This is a genomic window from Streptomyces sp. NPDC056161 (assembly GCF_042268025.1).
In the GTDB taxonomy this organism is placed as follows: domain Bacteria; phylum Actinomycetota; class Actinomycetes; order Streptomycetales; family Streptomycetaceae; genus Streptomyces.
This window is the reverse complement of the sequence record NZ_JBHJUV010000072.1, coordinates 13,416-30,913: the sequence shown is the minus strand read 5'-3', so window position 1 is coordinate 30,913 and position 17,498 is coordinate 13,416. Positions and strand designations below refer to the sequence as shown.

Here is a 17,498-nt window from a genome sequence, read left to right as displayed (position 1 = left end):
TCCCGTTCGCTCGCGGTGCCGCCCCGGGGGCTGCTCCGTCCCGCCGGCCGTGGTGTTGTCGGTGCCGCGTGTCACCATCGGCGCATGGACAAGTTGCGCCAGTTGCGGCTGGCCAAGGACGCCATGGACCGCGACTGGGCCGACCCCGGCCTCGACCTGGACGCGGTGGCCGCGCACGCCGGGTATGCGCGCTTCCACTTCATCCGCGCCTTCAAAGAGGCGTACGGCGAGACTCCCGGCCAGTATCTGACGCACCGGCGCATCGAACGGGCGCAGGACCTGCTGCGCACCGCCGACCTCTCGGTGACCGAGATCTGCCATCTGGTGGGCTTCAGCAGCCTGGGCACGTTCTCCGCCCGGTTCAAGCGCTGGACCGGGCTGACACCCAGCGAGTACCGGACGAAGCACGTGGGACGCGGCGCCGCGCTCATACCGGGGTGCTACGCCATGCTCTACGCGGGCGGCTTCCGGAGCGGCCCCGGCGTGGCACGGAGCAATTCCGAAGAAGCGGACTGAGCGCGGCGCTGCCTACGGTGACCGGGCAGGAGACGACAGCCGCGGACAGGAGCGCACCATGATCAAGGGACTCAGCATCGTCACCGTCTGGGTACTCGACCAGGAACGGGCCAAGGAGTTCTACACGCAGAAGCTGGGCCTTGAGGTCCGTATGGACATGACGATGGGCGAGGGCGGCATGCGCTGGCTGACGGTGGGCGCCCCGGGCCAGCCCGACGTGGAGCTGACCCTGATGGTGCCGAGCGCGTCCGCGATGGATCCCGAGTCCGCTCAGATGCTGAAGAAGCTCGTGGCCAAGGGGGTGCTCGGCGCCGCGGTGCTGACCACGGACGACATCCACGGCGACTACCGGCGGCTCAAGGAGAACGGCGTGGAGTTCTTGCAGGAGCCGCAGGAGCGTCCGTACGGCACGGAGGCGCTGTTCCGCGACGACTCCGGCAACTGGTTCTCCTTCACCCAGGTCCGCGAGGGCGGTCTGGACGAGTCGAAGGGCTGGGGCTGACGATCTGGCCTGACGTTCTGGCCTGACGACCCGGTCCACCGACCGGATCGGTCCGCCACCCGGCGGCGGGCCGGGCGCCGCCCACCGCCCCTCCCCGTCGGCGCTTCCCCGTCGGCCCTTCCCCCACCGACCCTCCCCGCCGTTGCTCCCCGTCGACGCTCTCCCTCGGCGCCTCGGCGCCCCCGTGCGCGACCGGCCGGGCGCTATTTCAACATCGGATAGCTGCCGGTGTTCGTCGGCGCGTGTTCCGGGAGCCACAGGACGGCCACCGCGCCCTCCGCGGGCACGTGCTCCGGCGCCCCCGCCGCCCGTACGTTGCGGAAGGTGAGCCGGGCGCCCAGCACCCGGGCCTGTCCGGCGGCGATGGTCAGGCCCAGGCCGTGGCCCTGGCCCGCCCGGTCCGCGCTGCCGGTGCGGAAGCGGCTCGGGCCCTCGGCGAGCAGTTCCTCGGGGAAGCCGGGCCCGTGGTCGCGGACGCGGATGACCCGGCCCTCGACGGTGACCTCGATGGGCGGCTTGCCGTGCCGGGCGGCGTTGGCGAGCAGGTTGAACAGCACCCGCTCCAGGCGGCGCGGGTCGGTCGTGACCTCCGACTCGTGCACCACCCGTACCTCCGTCTCCGGGTCCTTGGCGGCCACCCGCCGGGTGACGAACTCGCCCAGCAGGATGTCCTGGAGTTCGGCCCGCTCGGAGGCGCTGTCGAGCCGGGCCACCTCCAGCACGTCCTCGACGAGCGTGCGCATCGCCTTGGCCCGGTCCAGGACCAGCTCCGTGGGCCGCCCCGGCGGCAGCAGTTCGGCGGCGGTCAGCAGCCCGGTCACCGGGGTGCGCAGCTCGTGTGCGATGTCCGCGGTGACCCGCCGCTCGGCCTCCAGCCGCTGCTGGAGCGTGTCCGCCATGGCGTCCACCGCGCGCGCGAGATCGTCGGTCTCGTCCCGTACGACACCGCCGATGGCGTCCAGCACCCGGACGTCCGGCTCTCCCTTGGCCACCTGGTTCGCCGCCGTCGCCGCCTTGCGCAGCCGCCGCGACATCTGCCCGCCGATGAGCACGCCGAGCGCGCTGCCGCCGAGCACGACCGTGATCGAGCCGATGACCAGCGCCTGGTCCAGGTCCTTGAGCACGTCCGTGCTGCGGTCGGTGATACGGGTGTGCAGGGACAGCACATGCCCGTCCTTGACCGGGACCGCCGCCCATATGTCCGGCACCTCGCCGCTGTGGTCGCTGACGTAGGTGGCGCGGCGCCCGTGCTCGACCCGCTCCCGCAGCGAGGACGGCAGGTCGGGGTCGTCGATCTTGATGCTGGGGAAATTCGGCCGGCCGGACAGGTCGTAGTTGCGCTGGGCGATCTGCACCCGCTCGTCGGCCAGGTCGCGCGCGTTGTCCAGCATCGAGACCCGGGCCGCGTTGTGCACGACCAGGCTGAGCGCGACCGCGACCAGCGCGCCGACCAGTGCGATGGCCGCGCTCAGCTTCCACCTCAGCCCCGTGCGGATGCCGGTCGGCAGCAGTCGTCCGTGTGCCGGACGCCGAATGAACCCCCACATACCGCCGCTCCGCTCAGGCCCTCAGCTTGTAACCGAAGCCGCGGACCGTCTCGATCCGGTCCTGGCCGATCTTCGCCCGCAGCCGCTGCACATGGACGTCGACGACGCGGGTGTCACCGCCCCAGCCGTAGTCCCACACGCGCTCCAACAGCTTGTCGCGGGAGAGCACCGTGCCCGGCGCGGAGGAGAACTCAAGGAGCAGCCGCATCTCGGTCGGGGTGAGCGCCACCGGCCGGCCCGCCCGGCGCACCTCCATGCCCTCGGTGTCGATCTCCAGGTCGCCGAAGGCCAGCATCCCGCCGGCGGCCTCCGCGGCGTCCGCGGCCCGCGCGATCCCGCCCGCGTGCCCGAAGCGGCGCAGCACCGCGCGGATGCGGGCGACCAGGACGGCACCGTCGAAGGGCTTGGTCACGTAGTCGTCGGCGCCGGCCTCCAGGCCCAGGACGACGTCGATGGAGTCGGCGCGGGCCGACAGCATGATCACCGGCACGGTCGACTCGTCGCGGATGCGCCGGCACAGGCTGACCCCGTCCAGGCCGGGCAGCATGACGTCCAGGAGGGCGATGTCGGGGCGCCTGGCCCGGAACGCCTCCAGGCCCGACAGTCCGTCGGGCATCGCGGTGACCGCGAAGCCGTCCCGCTCCAGCGCGAGTTGGGTGGCCTCGCGGATGACGTCGTCGTCCTCGACGAACAGGACGTGGGTCTGGTCTGCCATCCCGGTGCTCTCAGTCCTCATGTGATTCTGGTGCCGTCGTCCATGTGACGCTCATCTCGGGTGCGAAGTTCACGGCGACGGCCCTCAGTTGGCCGGTGCCGTCGACGGGACCGGTTCCGCCACGCCGCCCACGGTGTCGCCGTAGTCGGTGTGGTGGGCGGAGATCGCGTCGAAGCGGTCCGTCTTCCAGGCATAGGTGATCACGTTCTCCCCGGAGGGACTCGACACCGGATCGCCCTTCTCGTACACCTGCTTGGTCACCGTCAGATCGCCGCGGTCGATCTCGGCGTAGACGGGTGACTCCTCGCTCCTGAACACGTTCTCGTACCTGCCGCCCTCGCTGCGATACACATACGCACCGACTCCCACCGCATCGCCGCAGGTCAGGACGTTGACCACGACGTCGTCGACGGTCGACCCGGTCAGGTCGCCGTAGGACACGTCGACCGGGTACTCATCGGCGGCGCACGGCTTGAGCTCCCGTTTGACCGCGGTGGAGACCTTCGGGTCGTCCTTGACGAGGGTGACCGGGTTCACCCGCCGGTAGCTGTCGGAAGGGCTGGGCGCGGGGGAGGGCACCGCGCCCGCGACCGAGTCGGCGTGGGCCGGCCCCTCGTCGCGGGCGCCCGTGCCGCCGGCGGCGCAGGCGGTGGCGAAAAGGGCGAGGGCGGCGAGCACGGCCACCGCCGTACTCACCGCCTGCGCACTCCCTCGGGCACTGGGCCCGGCGCCCATCAGGCCGCGCAACGCTCCTGCTCCTCACGCTCCAGCGCGCGTGCGTCCAGATCGCGCGCCTCCAGCTCCTCGCGGAGCCGGGCGAGCGCCCGGTGCAGCGTGCTCTTGACCGTTCCGGCCGACATACCGAGGGCGGCGGCCGTCTCCTCCGTGGACATCTGCTCCCAGTGTCGCAGCACCACGACACTGCGCTGCTTCGGAGCGAGCACCTTCATGATGTCCATGAGCAGCGCCCGGTCGGCGTGCTGTTCGGTTTCGTCGTCCACGGACGCGTCCGGCAGCTGCTCGGTGGGGACCTCTTCCAGCTTGCGCGCCCGCCACCACTCGGTCCGCGTGTTGATCATCACCCGGCGCAGGTACGCGTCGGCGAGCCGCTTGTCCGCGATGCCCTCCCAACGGCCGTACGTCCGGGCGAGCGCCGTCTGGAGCAGGTCCTGGGCGTCGACCGGGTCGGGAACCAGCCGACGGGCGCTGCGCAGCAGCGCGTCCTGCCGGGTGCGGACGTACTCCTCGAATTCGAGCACCTCGCCCTGCGCCATTCCAACCGCCTCCGTTCCCCGTTCTGCTACGGCTCCGTGCCTGTCATTCCGTGGTCCGGTGGTCTGCCGGGCACGGAAAAGAAGTTACGGAGCGCTTGTCACGGGGCTGTGCGGAGCAGCCTGCGGATGGCAATCGGCTGTCCGTCGGTTGTGTAACGGAAGTAGGTGAGGGGTAAGGAAGCCCTTCTCTATGTCCTATTGTGGGATGGTTTGCCGTTTTTGGTGGCCCGTAATCGGGCACCCCGGTCTGTGACTTGTCTGTACGTCAGCTCAGCGGAAGCCGGTACCGGCCACCCGTCAACGGCTCCACCAGACCGTCCGCGACCAGTCCGTCGAGCGCCCGAGCGCGCTGCACCGGCTCGTGCCACACCCGGTCCAGGGCCGCTTGCGCGACGGGGACGCGCGCCTCGCGCAGGACCGCGAGGAGCTTGCCGCGCACCTGGCGGTCGGTCCCGGCGTACGTCTGGCCGCGGCGCGGCGGACCCTCGTGCTCCGGCTTGCCCGCCAGCCGCCAGGCGCACTGGTCGGCGATCGGGCAGCGCGGGCACATCTCGTTCTTCGCCGTGCACACCAGCGCGCCCAGCTCCATCGAGGCGGCGGCCCAGCGGGCGGCGGTCCGCTCCTCAGCGGGCAGCAGCTCACGGGCCAGCCTCCGCTCGGCGGCCGTGGTGGCGTTCGGCGGGTACTGCACACCCGTGACCGCCCGCGCGAAGACCCGGCGCACATTGGTGTCGAGCACGGCGTGCCGCTGCCCGTACGCGAACGAGGCCACCGCCGCCGCCGTGTACTCCCCGATGCCGGGCAGCGCGAGCAACTGCGCGTGGTCCGTCGGTACGTCGCCGTCGTGCCGCTCCGTTATGGCGACGGCGGCGCCGTGCAGCCGCAGGGCGCGGCGCGGGTAGCCGAGCCGGCCCCAGGCGCGGACGGCCTCGCCCGGAGCCTCCTCGGCGAGGTCGGCGGGGCGCGGCCAGCGGGCCAGCCACTGCTCGTAGACCGGCAGGACGCGGTTGACCGGCGTCTGCTGGAGCATGAACTCGCTGACCATCACGCCCCATGGGCCCGCCTCGGGGCGGCGCCAGGGGAGGTCGCGGGCATGGGCGTCGAACCAGGCGATCACGGGGTCGTGGAGCTTCTCAGTCATGGCCCTCCGATCCTGCCACGGGTGGGGCTGACGTGCTTCGCGGCACCACCGGGCCTGGGCGCGGCGGGTGAAGGACATGCCTTTCGACGGCAGTTGCCGGGATGATGATCTGTAAAAGTTGCACTCGGACGGCGGGTGCCGCAAGCCAGCGCGCCGATCTCTCGTACAGTTTGCGCCGTGGGATCTCTGCGCAATCCGATCGGGCCGCTTCCCTCCTCCATCTACTGGCGCCGGAGGGTCCTCCTGGTGTCGGTGGTCGCCCTGGCGGCGCTGCTGATCACCTGGATGGTGACCTCGGGCGGCGGTGGCGGGAAGAAGAAGGACACGGCCGGGTCCGACGGCAAGAACCCCGCGTCCACGATCACGCCCGGGCCGTCCCCGTCCGGGTCCGCGATAAGCGAACATCCGGGCGGGCGGGACGAGTCGGGTGGCGGCGCGTCCGACGGCAACGGCAAGGGAAACGGCGACGGTTCCGGGACGGGCGCGGGCGGCGCCTCTGACGGTCCGTCCGGGGCGGACGACAGCGGTACGGCGGGTTCCGGTACCGGTTCCGGTTCCGGCGGCGGGTCGGGTGATGGTACGGGCGGGGGTGCGGGCCCGGGTACGGGGCCCACGATCCCCGCTTCCTCCGGGCTGCCCAAGTGCGCCTCCGGGTCGGTCACCTTGAGCCTCCGCAGCCTGCACAACTCCTACTCGCCGGGTCAGACGCCGACCTTCGAACTCACCGCGAAGAACTCCTCCGCCGCCGACTGCAAGGTCGATCTCGGCCCGAAGAACGCCGTCTTGACCATCACACCGGCGGACGCCGGGGACGACTACTGGTCGTCCGCCGACTGCCCCAAGGGCGCCGCAAGCCTGGTGTACCGGGTGCCGGCCGGCAGCAGCATCACCTACACCGCGAAGTGGGACCGCAAACCGAGCGCCCCGCACTGCGCCACCCCTCCGGCGGGCTCGGCCGGGGCCGGGACCTATCTGGTGGAGGCGGCGACACCCGGCTTCGGCAAGGCCCAGACGTCGTTCGTACTGGCCGCCGACTGAGCGCTCCGCTTGTTGTGCGGTGATGCCTGTAGTGCGGGGATGCTGGTGGTGCCGTGATGCTGGTGGTGCCGTGATGTGCCGTCGTTCGTCTGCGGCGGTGTTGTGGCTGGTCGCGCAGTTCCCCGCGCCCCTTTGGGGCGGTGCTGAGCCGTGGTGTTTGTCTGCGGCCTTGGCCGCCGGTTGTCCGATGTGCCGTCAGCCGGGTCCGATGAGGAACAGTTGCCGGTCGTCCCCGCCGCTGCCGTCCGCCGCCTCGTCCGCGCAGCGCTCCGCCACCGCCGCCGCGCCCGCCGCACCACCGGCGCCGCGGATGGCGACGCACATGCGGTCGTCCTCCTCGGGGCGCAGCCGCCATCCGTCGATGCCCTCGGCCCGGTCGATGCGGAACCGCTGGGAAGCGGCCGTGCAGTCGTTCCGCGGTTCGAGCATGTTCCGGAACGGTTCGTCGACCAGGAGGGTGAGGCAGCCCTTGCCCTCGACCGGATGGTCCCACTGCACGCGGTACAGGCCGTTGTCCGCCCGCAGCAGATACGTACGCGGCGGAACGGCCTGAGCGCAGGGCCGCTGGACCGCGACCACCTTGCTCCCCCCGCCGGCGGTCACCTCACCGTCGGTCAGACACAACTCCGGCGCCCGCGCCGGGCGAATGCGGGACAGGCCCGGCGCGGGTCCGGCCCCCTCCTTGCCCCCGTCGCTCCCGCCCTTGTCCCGCGGCACCAGCACCAGGGCGCCGACGACGAGCAGGGCGACCGCGCCCAGGGAGGCGACGACGGTGACGGAGACCGACCGGGTCCGGTCGGTCCGGTTGCCTCCGGGGAGTGACGGGCGCCGGTTCCGGCCGTTCCCCATGGCGGGGCCCGGGACCGTCCGGCCGTCCCCGACGGACGCGTACGCCGACGACTCCGACGGGGATCCGGACCCGGGCGCGGGCACGGCTGCCGACCCGGGCACGGACTCGGACTCGGACTCGGACCCGGGATCGGGTTCTGTGGCCGACTCGGGTGCGGGCCCGGAGGCGATCCGCTCGCGTGCCGCCAGCCAGGAGGCCACGTCCCGTCCGGCCCCGCACGCCCGTACCAGTGCCGCGACGATCTCCGCGCGCGGAAGCGTGTCCCGTTGCAGCACATTCGCCAGGGTGCTGCGCGCGAGCACGTCGCCGTGGTCGGCGGCCCGCTGCTCCAGCAGACGGAAGGTCAGTCCGCTGTGCTCCTTGAGCCGTCTGAGCAGAGCGACGTACTCGGCCGCGGTCCGTGCCGCCCCCGGATCCGGTAAGCCCCCCGTGATCGTCATGCGGTCATTGTGAGTGCGGCCCACAGCGGCGACAACCCCCTTGCAGGCCACCCCGGATGCCCCGGCCGCGCAGTCCGGACAAGCCGCTGACCAGCCCGGACAGCCGTACGTCTGTCCCGGACACGCAAAGCCGTTGCCGGACGGGAGCCGGTCGCCCAGTCTCGGTTGCTGTCGCGGTGGCCCGGTCCGACGGGGGAGGGCCGGGGTGCCGCGGCCCCACGCCCCCTCACGACCCCGCGGCCCAAGAGTCCAACTGCCCCGCCGCCCAACCGTCCCGCCGTCCCGCCGTCCGCCGTCCGCCGTCCGCCGGACAGGAGTCGTCCCATGACCACGCACGGCACGCAGACCGGCCGTCTCGTACCGACCGCCGCCACTCAGGCGGTAGCGCCCGTACGGCGGTCTTCACGCGGTCCGCAGCCGCGCCCCGCCGGATGGTCCACGCGTCCCTCCGGCCGGGCGAAGTGCCGCACCGAGGACCGGACCACCCGAATGGCCCAGCGAATCACCTCAGGAATGGCCCACTGGTCTGGGCCGCTTTGCGTCTACGGTCGGAGTACGAGCACGGCAGGGCCGACCGCCTGCGACAGGGCCGACCGCCCACGGTGGCCGGACCGGCGCCAGGCACCGGCCGGGTCGTCGGGCACCGGCCCGGCCGGGACGAGCGGCCGGACTCCTTCGGGACCGGTGTCCGCGCCGACCGGGCGCGCGGCTCGCCGTCGACGTCCCCCATCCCTGAGGAAGACTCATGCAAGCCATCACCGTTCAGGACCGTGACGCCGGAGTCGGCGGCCTCACCCTGACCGAACTGCCCCACCCGCACGCCGCGGAGAACGACGTGATCGTGCGCGTCCACGCGGCCGGCTTCACCCCGGGCGAGCTGTCCTGGCCCGGCACCTGGACCGACCGGGCCGGCCGTGACCGCACCCCGAGCGTGCCCGGTCACGAGCTGTCCGGCGTGGTCACCGAACTGGGCTACGGCACCACCGGCCTGACCGTCGGACAACGGGTCTTCGGGCTCGCCGACTGGGCCCGCGACGGCTCACTGGCCGAGTACACCGCGGTCGAGGCCCGCAACCTCGCCCCGCTCCCGGCCGACGTCGACCACATCACGGCCGCCGCCCTGCCGATCTCCGGGCTCACCGCCTGGCAGGGCCTCTTCGACCACGCCCGCCTCACCATCGGCCAGACCGTGCTCATCCACGGCGCCGCCGGCGGTGTCGGCTCCCTCGCCGTGCAACTCGCCCGCGAGGCCGGCGCCCGGGTGATCGGCACCGGCCGGGCAGGCGACCGGGACACCGCCCTCGGCCTGGGCGTGGACACGTTCCTCGACCTCCAGGCCGAGCGGCTGGCCGACGTCGGCGACGTGGACGTGGTGTTCGACGTGATCGGCGGCGAGATCCTCGACCGTTCCACCGCGCTGGTGCGTCCCGGCGGCACGCTGGTCACCATCGCCCACCCGGTGACCGTCCATCCGGAGGACGGGCGGGCCGTCTTCTTCGTCGTCGAGCCCGACCGGGCCCGCCTCGCCGACCTCGCCCGGCGCCTGCGGGACGGGCGGCTCAAGCCGATCGTCGGATCGGTCCGGCCGCTCGCCGAGGCCGCCGCCGCGTTCGCCCCCGGCAGGCGCGTCCCCGGCAAGACGATCATCCGCGTCGCCGAAGACCGAGAAGCCTGAGCGAGGGAGCCTCCCATGTTCCGCATGCCCGCCCCTGCCGCGCTGCTGATCAGCGGCGTAGTACTCGCGACCGTGGCCTGTGCCCCGGCCGCCGACCGGACCGACGCCGACCGGACCGGCGCCGACGAGCCCGCGCCCAGGGCATCCGCCGCCGCCCCCGCGGCGGCTGCGACGGCCTACCCGTCCGAGACACTCACCAAGCTGCTCGAACAACCCCTGCCGAACGTCAAGGGGAAGACGTTCACCTCGACCGTCGTCGACTTCCCGCCGAACGCGCGCGCCGTTCCGCACCGGCACGGCCAGGCGTTCGTCTACGCGTACGTCCTCGACGGCACCATCCGCAGCCAACTCGCCGGCCAGCCGGCCCGCACCTACCACCAGGGCCAGAACTGGGTCGAGAAACCCGGCGCCCACCACCTGTCCACCGTCAACACCAGCCGGACCGAGCCCGCCAGGCTCCTGGTGGTCTTCATCTCCGACACCGGCGCCCCGATCAAGGTCGACGACCCGGCCAAGTAGCGCCATGGCCGCCGGGGGCGGCGATCAGCCCGCCGGTCCTCAGGAGGATCGGGCGATCGGGCGAGCGGGTCAGCGAGTGAGTGGGCGAGCGGGCGAGCGGGTCAGACGTAGCGTTCGAGGATGGACGACTCGGCCAGCCGGGACAGACCCTCCCGGACGCTGCGGGCGCGGGCCTCGCCGACGCCGTCCACCGTCTGGAGGTCGTCGACGCTCGCGGCGAGGAGTTTCTGCAGGCCGCCGAAGTGCTCCACCAGCCGGTCGATGATCGCGCCGGGCAGCCGCGGCACCTTGGCCAGGAGGCGGAAGCCGCGCGGCGACACCGCGGTGTCCAGTGCCTCGGGAGAGCCGGTGTAACCCAGGGCGCGGGCCACCGTGGGGAGTTCGAGCAGTTCGGCATGGCTGAGCGCGTCCAGCTCCGAGAGCGCCTCGTCCACCGTGCGGGAGCGCTTCGCCGTGGGCTCCGGCACGTAGTCCCGGACCACCAGCTCGCGCTCGGGCTCCACGCCCGCGATCAGCTCGTCCAGCTGGAGGGCGAGCAGCCGGCCGTCGGTGCCCAGTTCGACCACGTATTCGGCGATTTCGGTGGCGATGCGGCGCACCATCTCCAGCCGCTGGGAGACCGCCGACACATCGCGGACGGTCACCAGGTCCTCGATCTCCAGCGCCGACAGCGTGCCCGCGACCTCGTCCAGGCGCAGCTTGTAGCGCTCCAGGGTCGCCAGGGCCTGGTTGGCGCGGGAGAGGATCGCCGCGGAGTCCTCCAGGACGCGGCGCTGGCCCTCGACGTACAGCGCGATCAGCCGCATCGACTGGGAGACCGAGACCACCGGGAAGCCGACCTGTTTCGAGACCCGGTCCGCCGTGCGGTGCCGGGTGCCGGTCTCCTCCGTCGGGATCGTGGGGTCCGGGACGAGCTGGACGCCCGCCCGCAGGATCTTCGACAGGTCGGAAGAGATCACGATGCCGCCGTCGAGCTTGCACAGCTCGCGCAGCCGGGTCGCGGTGAACTCCACGTCCAGCACGAACCCGCCCGTGCACATCGCCTCGACGGTCTTGTCGCAGCCCAGCACGATCAGCCCGCCGGTGTTGCCCCGCAGAACCCGCTCCAGGCCGTCGCGCATGCCCGTACCCGGTGCCACGGCGCTCAGCGAGGCGCGCATCAGGCCATCGGTACCGGTACTCCCGCCGGACTTTCCGGGAGCCGCCGCCCGGTCGTTGGCTGCCACTGCACTCCTCCGGTCGCAGGTTCTGGGGCGCCCCCGTCCCGTACGGCGTTCGTACGGACGGGCGAGACCAGGGCAAAGTCTACCGGCGGTGCTCCGCCTCCTGCGGGGCCTCTCGGCGACGGGAACGGGGGAGCACCCTCAGCGCATCCCCTATGTTGGCGACCTCCGCGACCTTCATGCCGGGCGGGATCTTGCCCGGATCGCCCGGCACGAGCGCGTGCGTGAAGCCCAGGCGGTGCGCCTCCGCGAGCCTGCGCTGCACGCCCGTGACCCGTCTGACCTCGCCCGCAAGACCGACCTCGCCGATGGCGACGAGGTTCTTCGGCAGCGGGGTGTCGCTCGCGGCCGAGGCCAGGGCCAGGGCGACGGCGAGATCGGCGGCGGGCTCGGAGAGCTTCACCCCGCCGACCGTCGCGGAGTAGATGTCCCGCTTGCCGAGCGCGCTGATCCGGCCGCGCTGCTCCAGCACCGCCAGCATCATCGACACCCGGGAGGTCTCCAGGCCGGAGGTGGTGCGGCGCGGGGAGGGGATCTGCGAGTCGACGGTCAGCGCCTGCACCTCGGCGACCAGCGGGCGGCGGCCCTCCAGGGTCACGGTCAGACAGGTGCCGGGGACCGGTTCGTCGCGCCGGGTCAGGAACAGTCCGCTCGGATCGGCGAGGCCCGTGATGCCCTCGTCGTGCAGTTCGAAGCAGCCGACCTCGTCCGTCGCGCCGTACCGGTTCTTGACGCCGCGCACCAGGCGCAGGCGCGCGTGCCGGTCGCCCTCGAAGTGGAGCACCACGTCCACCAGGTGTTCCAGCAGCCGCGGGCCCGCGATGGCGCCGTCCTTGGTGACATGGCCCACCAGCAGCGTGGACATCCCGCGCTCCTTGGAGGCGCGGATGAGCGCGCCGGCGACCTCCCGCACCTGGGCCATGCCGCCGGGCGCCCCGTCGATCTCGGGGGAGGCCACGGTCTGCACCGAGTCGAGGATCAGCAGGGACGGCTTGACCTCGTCCAAGTGGCCGAGGACGGCGGCCAGGTCGGTCTCGGCGGCCAGGTACAGATGGTCGTCGATGGCCTTGATGCGGTCCGCGCGCAGCCGGACCTGGCTCGCCGACTCCTCACCCGTGACATAGAGGGTGCGGTGCTCCTCGCTCGCCGACTTGGCCGCCACGTCGAGCAGCAGCGTGGACTTGCCGACGCCGGGCTCGCCCGCGAGCAGGACGACCGCGCCCGGCACCAGGCCGCCGCCGAGCACCCGGTCCAGTTCGGGCACGCCGGTGGAGCGGGCGGTCGCCTGACGGCCGTCGACCTGGCCGATGGGCAGCGCGGCGTTGGTGACGCGCCCCGGCGCCGTCGTCCGCACCGCGGGCGCGCCGTGCTCCTCGATCGTCCCCCACGCCTGGCACTCGGGGCAGCGGCCGAGCCACTTGGCCGTCTGCCAGCCGCACTCCGTGCAGCGGTAGGACGGGCGGTCCTTGGAGGTCTTGGTACGGGCAGCCATGGACGAAACCGTAGCCGCAGGCAGTGACAGTCCGGACGCGGGCCGCCGTGACGGCACGGGCGCCCGCTGCCGTCGGGCCGCAGTCCGGATACGGCCGTCGGCCACCGCCGCAGGGAACAAGCCACGGAATACGACGTTCCTGTCCCCTTATGAGGGATCGTTTCACCCGTATGGATTAAAACTGCTCAAGGTGGAAGAACGGCTCATCCACGGCCGCCTACGGTCGCACGGATGAACAGCAGTCCGGAAACCTCGACCCGCACCACCGGCGCACATCGAGCGCACCGAGAGGCGCGTGACCGCTCCGCGGCCCGCACGCTCGCGCACCGCCCGCCGACGCGCCACGAGCCGTACTTGGACGGCCTGTTCACCTACTGCCTCTCGGTGCTGTGCGACCACGACACGGCGACCGCGGCGCTCGGCGACGCGCTCGCGCTGGCCGAACGGCGCGGCCACCGCGGGCCGGAGCCGGCCGAGGACCGCAGGTCCTGGCTGTACGCGCTGGCCCGCTGGGCATGCCTGCGCAAACTGACCGAGGCCAAGCAGAAACATCCGGCCACCCACGCTTCCGGCCGCCCCGGCCCCGGAACCCGGCCCGCCACCGGGGCTCAACCCGGCCCCGGGACCGAAGCTGGTCCTGGTACCGGGACCCCGCCCGGTCCTGGTTCCGGGACCCCACCTGGTGCCGCGCGCCGCCCCGACCCGCAGGCCGCCGACGCGCCGCCCACCGAGGAGGCACGGCAGCGACGGCGCGAACTCGCCCTGCTCGCCTGGCCGGAGGCGGCCGGGACCACCCCGGAGCAGCGCGAGGCACTCGAACTCGCCGTCCGCCACCACCTCTCCGCCCAGGAGATCGCCGCCGTCCTCGGCATGGACCAGGCCGCCGCCCGCGACCTGCTCGCCTCCGCCGCCTGCGAGGTGGAGCGGACGCGGGCCGCGCTCGCCGTGGTCGAGACCGGCGGCTGCCCCGGGGTGGCCCGCCTCGCCGGCGACCACCGCCTCGTCCTCAGCAGCACCGTACGGCGCGAACTGGTCCGGCACGTCGACGACTGCCCGCGCTGCCGCCGCACCGCCGAGCGCGCGGTGCCCGGCCGCTGGCCCGGCGCCGCCGTCACGCCCACCGAACTGCCCGTGCTCACGGCCCCGCGCGCGGCCCTGCGCCACGCCCTGGCGCACCACCCGCGCGCGCGGGGCACCGCGGTGCCCCGCTTCGACCGGCGCGGCTTCCCGATGGACCCCAAGGACCGGGCGGCCCGCCGCGACCGGCTACGCGCGCGTGCCGTCACCACGACCGTCGTCGCCACCGTCGTCGCCGCGCCGGTGCTCGCCCTCTGGGCCGCCCACCGCGGCGCCCCGGCCGGCGAAGGGGACGGCCCCACCGCCACCGCGCGGGAGGCACGCGACGAGGGCGGCCTCCGCGGGGAGATGACCGGCGGCTACGAGAACACCGGCGACACGGGGACCAGATCCGGCGCCCGCTTCCTGGACGACAGGACACCCGACGTCTCCGTCGAGGTCGTCAGCGTCTCCGGGGCCGGGCGGAAGGACGCGGGGCACCTCACCGTATCGGCCCGCGGCAGCGGCGAGACCACCCTCGTCACCCTCACCGCCGACGGCCCCGCGCCGGTCCGCTGGTCGGCGTCCACCGCGGCCGGCTGGCTCTGGCTGAGCCGCGGATCGGGAACGCTCCGGCCGGGCGAATCGTTGACGATCAAGGTGCACGTCGATCGTCTGCGCGAGCCGTCGGGGTACTGGACCGCACGGATCGCGGTGGCACCCGCGGGCGCCGTCGTCTCCATCCGGGGGTACGGCAGCGCTCCCACCCGCCCTTCGGACCCGGGCGGACGGCCCACCACCGGCACCCCCGGCCCGACACCCGCGACATCGGCCCCCACCGCCCCGCCGACCAGTCCCACGCCGAGCCCGACGCCCACCAGCGCCGCCCCGTCCGAGCCGCCCCACTCGACCCGACCGTCCTCGCCCCCACCACCCGCCGACACCACGGATCCGGGGCCCTCGGACGGCTAGGCACGCCCCCGCCCCGCCCGCGCCTGCGCAGGCCCCGTCCGAGGGAGCACCCTCAGGAACGAGGGAGCGCCCTCAGGAACGCGACGGCGCCCGAGCAGGGGGAGAGGAGCGGGAGCGAGAGCGCGCCGCCGGCGGTGGGAGCGGCCGACCGGCATGCCGCAGATGCCCACCTCGGGTTCGCCGGGTGTGGCCCCTAGCTCGGGTCCGCCGGATGCGCTGCCAGCAGGGGCAGGTGCGAGGCCAGCCGCTCCTCGCACAGCTCGACCAGACGGTCGTACCCGGCCTTGCCCATCAGCTCGGTCAGCTCGGCCCGGTAGGAGACGTACACCGGGTCGCCCGCGCCATGCGCCGAGGTCGCCGACGTGCACCACCAGTGCAGGTCGTGCCCGCCCGGCCCCCAGCCCCGGCGGTCGTACTCACCGATGGACACCTGGAGGACGCGCGTGTCGTCGGGCCGGTCGATCCAGTCGAACGTCCGCCGGATCGGCAGCTGCCAGCACACGTCCGGCTTGGTCTCCAGCGGCTCGCGGCCCTCCCGCAGGGCGAGGATGTGCAGCGAGCAGCCCGCGCCGCCCGCGAAACCGGGCCGGTTCTGGAAGATGCACGACCCCTGGTACGGGCGCGTCTGCCGGGAGCCCTCCTCGTCCTCCGAGACCCAGCCGTGCTCCATGCCCTCGTCGTGGTGCTGCCAGATCTCCGGCGTGAGCCGCGCCACATGCTCGGCGACCCGTTTCTCGTCGTCCTCGTCGGAGAAGTGCGCGCCCAGCGAGCAGCACCCGTCGTCCGCGCGGCCCGCCTGGATCCCCTGGCAGCCGCTGCCGAAGATGCAGTTCCACCGAGAGGTCAGCCAGGTCAGATCGCACCGGAAGACCTGGTCCTCGTCCGCCGGGTCAGGGAACTCCACCCACGCCCGCGCGAAGTCGAGCCCCTTCTCGTCGGCTGCCGCGCCCGGCGCCGCCTGCTCGGACCTCTTCGCCTTCTTCGCCTTCGTCACCTTCTGCGGGTTCTGCGGGTTCTGCGGATCCTGCGGATTCTTCGGTGGCTTCGGCTGCGAAGAACCGTTGGACGATTTGGGGGCCTTGTGGTCCTTCGCCTTTTTCGTCTTTGGCACCTGTCCAGGGTATGTCGCCCCAGCCGACTCCGGGGACGGTCGGCATTCCAGGTGGCAGTAGCGTTCCGTTCATGAGACTCGGTGTCCTGGACGTTGGATCGAACACGGTGCATCTGCTGGTGGTGGACGCGCACCCGGGTGCGCGCCCGCTGCCCGCGCATTCGCACAAGGCGGAGCTGCGGCTCGCCGAACTCCTGGACACGGACGGGGCGATCGGGTCCGACGGCGTCGACCGGCTGGTCGGGGTCGTCCGCGACGCCCTCCAGGCCGCCGAGGACAAGGGCGTCGAGGACCTGCTGACCTTCGCCACCTCCGCCGTGCGGGAGGCCAGCAACGCCGATGACGTCCTCGCGCGCGTGCAGGACGGGACCGGCGTCGAACTGAAGGTGCTCACCGGCGCCGAGGAGGCCCGGCTCACCTTTCTCGCCGCCCGCCGCTGGTTCGGCTGGTCGGCCGGGAAACTGCTGGTCCTGGACATCGGCGGCGGCTCCCTTGAGATCGCCTACGGCATCGACGAGGAACCCGACGCAGCCGTCTCGCTGCCGCTGGGCGCCGGCCGGCTGACCGCGGGCTGGCTGCCCAGCGACCCGCCTGGGCCCGAGGAGATGCGGGCACTGCGGCGGCACGTGCGGGCCGAGATCGCCCGCACGGTGGGGGAGTTCAGCCGCTTCGGCGCCCCCGACCACGTGGTCGCCACCTCCAAGACCTTCAAACAGTTGGCCCGCATCGCGGGCGCCGCACGCTCCGCCGAGGGCCTGTACGTCCAGCGCGAGCTGAAGCGGGAGTCACTGGAGGCATGGGTGCCCCGCCTGGCCGGCATGAACGCCGAGCAGCGCGCCGAACTCCCCGGGGTCTCCGAGGGCCGGTCCGGCCAGCTCCTCGCCGGCGCCCTGGTCGCCGAGGGCGCGATGGACCTGTTCGGCGTGGAGAACCTGGAGATCTGCCCCTGGGCCCTGCGGGAGGGCGTGATCCTGCGCCGACTGGACCACATGGGCGCGTCCTGAACGTCCTGGTCGACGGGTCAGGTCGTATCCACTCCCTGGAACGACCGCCTCCGCCGCCCCCGCGGCCTCCTCCTCCGCCGCCCCCCGCGGCCTCCGCCTCCTCCGCCGCCCCCGCCCCCGCCTCCGTCGCCGCTTGCGCCGTCCCGCCGTATCCGGCGGGCTCGACGCCTCGCCCCGGGCCGCCCGCGCCGCGGGCCTCCTCCGGACCGGCCTGCGCCGGATGTCTCATACCGCCCCGTCCGGCGGGCTCGACGCCTCGCCCCGGCCGTCCGCGCCGCAGGTCCCCTCCGGTCCGCCCGCGCGGAACGCCTCACCCCTGGTCTGCCTGCGCGGAACGCCTCACCCCTGGTCTGCCTGCGCGGAACGCCTCACCCCTGGTCTGCCTGCGCGGAACGCCTCACCCCTGGTCTGCCTGCGCGGAAA

General features: G+C 73.1%; 17 protein-coding genes. 8 read left to right on the top strand and 9 right to left on the bottom strand.

Going from position 1 to position 17,498, the window contains the following annotated elements:
- The first annotated feature begins 84 nt into the window (after window positions 1-84).
- A complete protein-coding gene (locus ACFC09_RS40450; RefSeq protein WP_376537151.1) occupies window positions 85-516 on the top strand; it encodes a helix-turn-helix transcriptional regulator in 432 nt (143 codons plus the stop codon).
- Between the two features lie 58 nt (window positions 517-574).
- Window positions 575-1,018, top strand: a complete 444-nt coding sequence (locus ACFC09_RS40445) for a VOC family protein (protein WP_376537149.1) — start codon at window positions 575-577, stop codon at window positions 1,016-1,018.
- Between the two features lie 203 nt (window positions 1,019-1,221).
- Here ACFC09_RS40445 and cseC read toward each other — a convergent pair whose 3' ends face one another.
- The 5 genes from cseC to ACFC09_RS40420 form a co-directional block, all read right to left on the bottom strand.
- A complete protein-coding gene (gene cseC / locus ACFC09_RS40440; protein WP_376537147.1) occupies window positions 1,222-2,565 on the bottom strand; it encodes a two-component system sensor histidine kinase CseC in 1,344 nt (447 codons plus the stop codon).
- A gap of 13 nt (window positions 2,566-2,578) precedes the next feature.
- Window positions 2,579-3,280 (bottom strand): two-component system response regulator CseB, encoded by a 702-nt coding sequence (gene cseB / locus ACFC09_RS40435; protein WP_376537146.1) that lies wholly within the window; start codon window positions 3,278-3,280, stop codon window positions 2,579-2,581.
- 84 nt (window positions 3,281-3,364) lie between these two features.
- A complete protein-coding gene (locus tag ACFC09_RS40430; protein ID WP_376537174.1) occupies window positions 3,365-4,015 on the bottom strand; it encodes a hypothetical protein in 651 nt (216 codons plus the stop codon).
- Window positions 4,015-4,554, bottom strand: a complete 540-nt coding sequence (locus tag ACFC09_RS40425; RefSeq protein WP_376537145.1) for a SigE family RNA polymerase sigma factor — start codon at window positions 4,552-4,554, stop codon at window positions 4,015-4,017. Before ACFC09_RS40425 ends, ACFC09_RS40430 begins: the two co-directional genes overlap by 1 nt.
- A 265-nt stretch (window positions 4,555-4,819) precedes the next feature.
- A complete protein-coding gene (locus tag ACFC09_RS40420) occupies window positions 4,820-5,695 on the bottom strand; it encodes an A/G-specific adenine glycosylase (protein WP_376537143.1) in 876 nt (291 codons plus the stop codon).
- A gap of 177 nt (window positions 5,696-5,872) precedes the next feature.
- On the opposite strand from ACFC09_RS40420, the gene ACFC09_RS40415 reads away from it, so the two are divergent.
- A complete protein-coding gene (locus ACFC09_RS40415) occupies window positions 5,873-6,733 on the top strand; it encodes a hypothetical protein (RefSeq protein ID WP_376537141.1) in 861 nt (286 codons plus the stop codon).
- Between the two features lie 195 nt (window positions 6,734-6,928).
- Here ACFC09_RS40415 and ACFC09_RS40410 read toward each other — a convergent pair whose 3' ends face one another.
- On the bottom strand, window positions 6,929-8,023 hold the full coding sequence (locus ACFC09_RS40410; protein WP_376537139.1) for a helix-turn-helix domain-containing protein: 1,095 nt from the start codon (window positions 8,021-8,023) through the stop codon (window positions 6,929-6,931).
- 745 nt (window positions 8,024-8,768) lie between these two features.
- On the opposite strand from ACFC09_RS40410, the gene ACFC09_RS40405 reads away from it, so the two are divergent.
- Both ACFC09_RS40405 and ACFC09_RS40400 read left to right on the top strand, forming a co-directional pair.
- Window positions 8,769-9,698 carry an NADP-dependent oxidoreductase gene (locus ACFC09_RS40405; protein ID WP_376537137.1) on the top strand — a complete coding sequence of 310 codons (930 nt, stop codon included), beginning with the start codon at window positions 8,769-8,771 and terminating at the stop codon, window positions 9,696-9,698.
- A 15-nt stretch (window positions 9,699-9,713) separates the two neighbouring features.
- Window positions 9,714-10,217 carry a cupin domain-containing protein gene (locus ACFC09_RS40400; protein WP_376537135.1) on the top strand — a complete coding sequence of 168 codons (504 nt, stop codon included), beginning with the start codon at window positions 9,714-9,716 and terminating at the stop codon, window positions 10,215-10,217.
- Between the two features lie 101 nt (window positions 10,218-10,318).
- Here ACFC09_RS40400 and disA read toward each other — a convergent pair whose 3' ends face one another.
- Window positions 10,319-11,443 (bottom strand): DNA integrity scanning diadenylate cyclase DisA, encoded by a 1,125-nt coding sequence (disA, locus tag ACFC09_RS40395; protein ID WP_376537133.1) that lies wholly within the window; start codon window positions 11,441-11,443, stop codon window positions 10,319-10,321.
- A gap of 79 nt (window positions 11,444-11,522) precedes the next feature.
- Window positions 11,523-12,932, bottom strand: coding sequence for a DNA repair protein RadA (radA, locus tag ACFC09_RS40390; protein ID WP_376537131.1), 1,410 nt, complete (start codon window positions 12,930-12,932; stop codon window positions 11,523-11,525).
- Window positions 12,933-13,163: 231 nt separating this feature from the next.
- On the opposite strand from radA, the gene ACFC09_RS40385 reads away from it, so the two are divergent.
- A complete protein-coding gene (locus ACFC09_RS40385; RefSeq protein ID WP_376537129.1) occupies window positions 13,164-14,960 on the top strand; it encodes a hypothetical protein in 1,797 nt (598 codons plus the stop codon).
- A gap of 193 nt (window positions 14,961-15,153) precedes the next feature.
- On the opposite strand, the gene ACFC09_RS40380 is transcribed toward ACFC09_RS40385, so the two are convergent.
- Window positions 15,154-16,071 carry a hypothetical protein gene (locus tag ACFC09_RS40380; protein ID WP_376537127.1) on the bottom strand — a complete coding sequence of 306 codons (918 nt, stop codon included), beginning with the start codon at window positions 16,069-16,071 and terminating at the stop codon, window positions 15,154-15,156.
- A 71-nt stretch (window positions 16,072-16,142) separates the two neighbouring features.
- Between ACFC09_RS40380 and ACFC09_RS40375 the strand changes: the two genes are divergently transcribed.
- Window positions 16,143-17,075, top strand: a complete 933-nt coding sequence (locus tag ACFC09_RS40375) for a Ppx/GppA family phosphatase (protein ID WP_376537125.1) — start codon at window positions 16,143-16,145, stop codon at window positions 17,073-17,075.
- A gap of 220 nt (window positions 17,076-17,295) precedes the next feature.
- Window positions 17,296-17,498, top strand: a 203-nt coding sequence (locus tag ACFC09_RS40370; RefSeq protein ID WP_376537123.1) for a hypothetical protein, incomplete at its 3' end; no start/stop codon positions are given.